This is a genomic window from Eggerthella sp. (assembly GCF_048329335.1).
GTDB classification, from domain to species: domain Bacteria; phylum Actinomycetota; class Coriobacteriia; order Coriobacteriales; family Eggerthellaceae; genus Eggerthella; species Eggerthella lenta.
Genome location: NZ_DBFEGU010000437.1, coordinates 1 through 2529, shown reverse-complemented (window position 1 = coordinate 2529; position 2529 = coordinate 1). Strand labels below are relative to the sequence as shown.

General features: G+C 65.8%; 3 protein-coding genes. All 3 read right to left on the bottom strand.

Features of this window, described 5'->3' with window-relative positions:
- The coding region (gene dut / locus ACMO6A_RS13475) for a dUTP diphosphatase (protein WP_418471415.1) at positions 1 to 309 on the bottom strand (309 nt) is incomplete at its 3' end.
- A complete protein-coding gene (nrdR, locus tag ACMO6A_RS13470; RefSeq protein ID WP_009307018.1) occupies positions 306 to 752 on the bottom strand; it encodes a transcriptional regulator NrdR in 447 nt (148 codons plus the stop codon). The genes nrdR and dut, both read right to left, overlap by 4 nt.
- Positions 753 to 856: 104 nt before the next feature.
- Positions 857 to 2371: an ATP-binding cassette domain-containing protein gene (locus ACMO6A_RS13465; protein WP_009608613.1), complete on the bottom strand. Its 1515-nt coding sequence runs from the start codon at positions 2369 to 2371 to the stop codon at positions 857 to 859.
- Positions 2372 to 2529 lie beyond the last annotated feature (158 nt).

Genomic DNA, 2529 nt, shown 5'->3' with positions numbered 1-2529 from the left:
GCTCTGCGGATCGAGGTTGACCAGGATGGCCTGGATCTCACCTCGATAGTTGCTGTCGATCAGGCCGGGTGCGTTGACCAGCGATACGCCGTGCTTGATAGCCAGCCCGCTGCGCGGCAGCACGAACCCGGCGTACCCGCTCGGAATGGCCACGGCGATGCCGCATGGGACGAGCTTGCGTTCGAAGGGCTTCAAGATGTCGTCGCAGGTGGCGCGCAGATCTACGCCGGCATCGCCGACGTAGGCGTACGCAGGTACGGGCAGGTCGGGGTCGATCTGCTGCAAAGGAATCGAAACGCGCTCTATCAACGCAATCCCTCCAATGCGGCAGCGAACTCCTCGACGTTGCGGAAGTCCTTGTACACGCTCGCGAAGCGCACGTAGGCGACGTCGTCGAGCTTGGCGAGGCGCACGAGCACCATATCGCCCAGATCCTTCGAACCGATCTCGTTACGGGAGGCGTTGCGCAGCTCCGCTTCGATGCTGTCGATGAGCGAGGCAATCTGCTCGGGCCCGATGGGCCGCTTCGCCGCGGCGTTGAGCAGGCCGCGCATGAGCTTCTGACGGTCGTAGGCCTCCGACGATCCGTCAGCCTTGATGACGATGAGCGGATTGTCGCCCAGGCGTTCGTAGGTGGTGAAACGACGTCCGCATTCGAGGCATTCGCGGCGCCGGCGAATGGCCGTGCCGTCTTCGGAAGGCCTCGAGTCGACCACTTTCGACTCTGGATTGCCGCAGGAAGGACAACGCATACTTGCTCCTTTGCCGATTTTGGGTTCAGCCTAACATACAATATATAGTGGTTCAATCAACATGTCGGATTCGCGCAAAAAACCTGCACGAGAAGCGCTCCTTCCTATCGGACAACGCGCACGTGAGTATCGCCCAGCCCAACCTCCCCTTTCTCCTGCTCGACCTCGAACACCCAGCGCTCGTCTACGAGCGCGTCGAGGAACTGCTCGTCGTGCGACACGAGCACGAGAGCGCAGGCGCAATGACGCAACACGTCCTGCAAGGCCTCGATCGAGCGTATATCCAGATGGTTCGTCGGTTCGTCCATGACGATGAGGCGAGGCGACGAGAGCAGGCTACGCGCGATCATGAGCTTGCGCACCTCCCCCGGGCTCAGCTGCTCGCCGTCCAACACGCGCTCCGGAGGCGATTCCAGCCGCGCTGCGATGGAGAGCACGCGGCCCCGCTCGGCCGTCGGGAGCGCCCGCAACTCGACGAGCAACGCGCGGACCTCGTCGTCGGGAACCTCCTGCGGAAAGTACGCCACCCCCTCCTCCAACGTCACCCGGCGAAGCAAGGCATGGAGCAAGGTGGACTTCCCCGCCCCGTTTTTGCCGACGAGCCCGACTCGATCCTCGTTGCCCAGGTACAGCTCGGGATGATGCAGCATGCGCTCCGGGCCGAGCGGTATGCTGCCTGCGGGGAGGCGGGCGAGCACCTTGCGGGGCGCGGGCGCGGCGTCCAGCTCCAGGGAGCCGCGGCGCTCCTTCTTCGCATCGAGCGCCTCGAGGCGTTTCTCGGCCACGCCTATGCGCTTGTCCATCTGGGACGAAAGCTTGCCCGCCTTGCCGTCCTGTCCCGTATAGACGGCGAGCTTGATCTTCGCACGGCCGTCGCGGTCGTGTCGATCGAGATGCCGCGCCGAGCGTCGGGCGGCCGATCGCGCGGCCACGCCGTCGCGCCGCACGCTCTCGGCCTTGATACGCGCCAGCTCGCCGCGCGCCTGCCGGCGCTCGGTTCGCACGGTATCTTGGCGCAGCTCGAGCTCCCGGCGCGCCTGGGTGTACGTCCCCGGAATAGCGAGCGCTCGGCCGGCCTCGACGAACACGCACGACTGCACGAGCTCGTCGAGCAGCGCGCGATCGTGCGACACGAGCAGGCCGACGCCCTTGAACGAGGCGAGCGCCTGCGCGACGAGGGCGCGGGTGGGCGCGTCGAGGTGGTTCGTCGGCTCGTCGAGCGCCAGCACCTGCGGCTCCGCAGCGAGCGCGCAGGCGATCTGGATGCGCTTGCGCTCGCCATGGGACAGCATAGCGTAGCTCCAGAGCTGCTCGTCCTCGATTTCCAATAGCGAGCGCAGCTTCACCGCCGTCGAACCGTAGTCGCAGGCGAACTCCTCGAGCGTCTCCGGAGGCGTCGCGGTCGATTGCCGGCACACCGCGCCGCGCACGCGGGGCGTCACGGCGCCTTGATCGGGTGCCAGGGTGCCGCAGATGCAGTGCACGAGCGTGCTCTTGCCAGCGCCGTTCGGCCCGACGATGCCCGTCCAGCCGCTCGCGAACGCGAGCGAGACGTCGTCGAGCGCAGGCTGGTCGGCGCCTTCGTAGGTATGGGAAAGATGATGGGCGGTAACGAACATGGCGACCTCCGTCTAAGAGGCGCACGGGTGGCTCTGCTCAGCGTTCGGCGATGCCGATGAAGGAAGGCCGCACGGATCGGAAGAGGAAGAAACGCGAGGCGAAGTCGAGAACGATGACGAAAGCGCACCCGATGCGGCTGATGAATGAATGCAAGGGG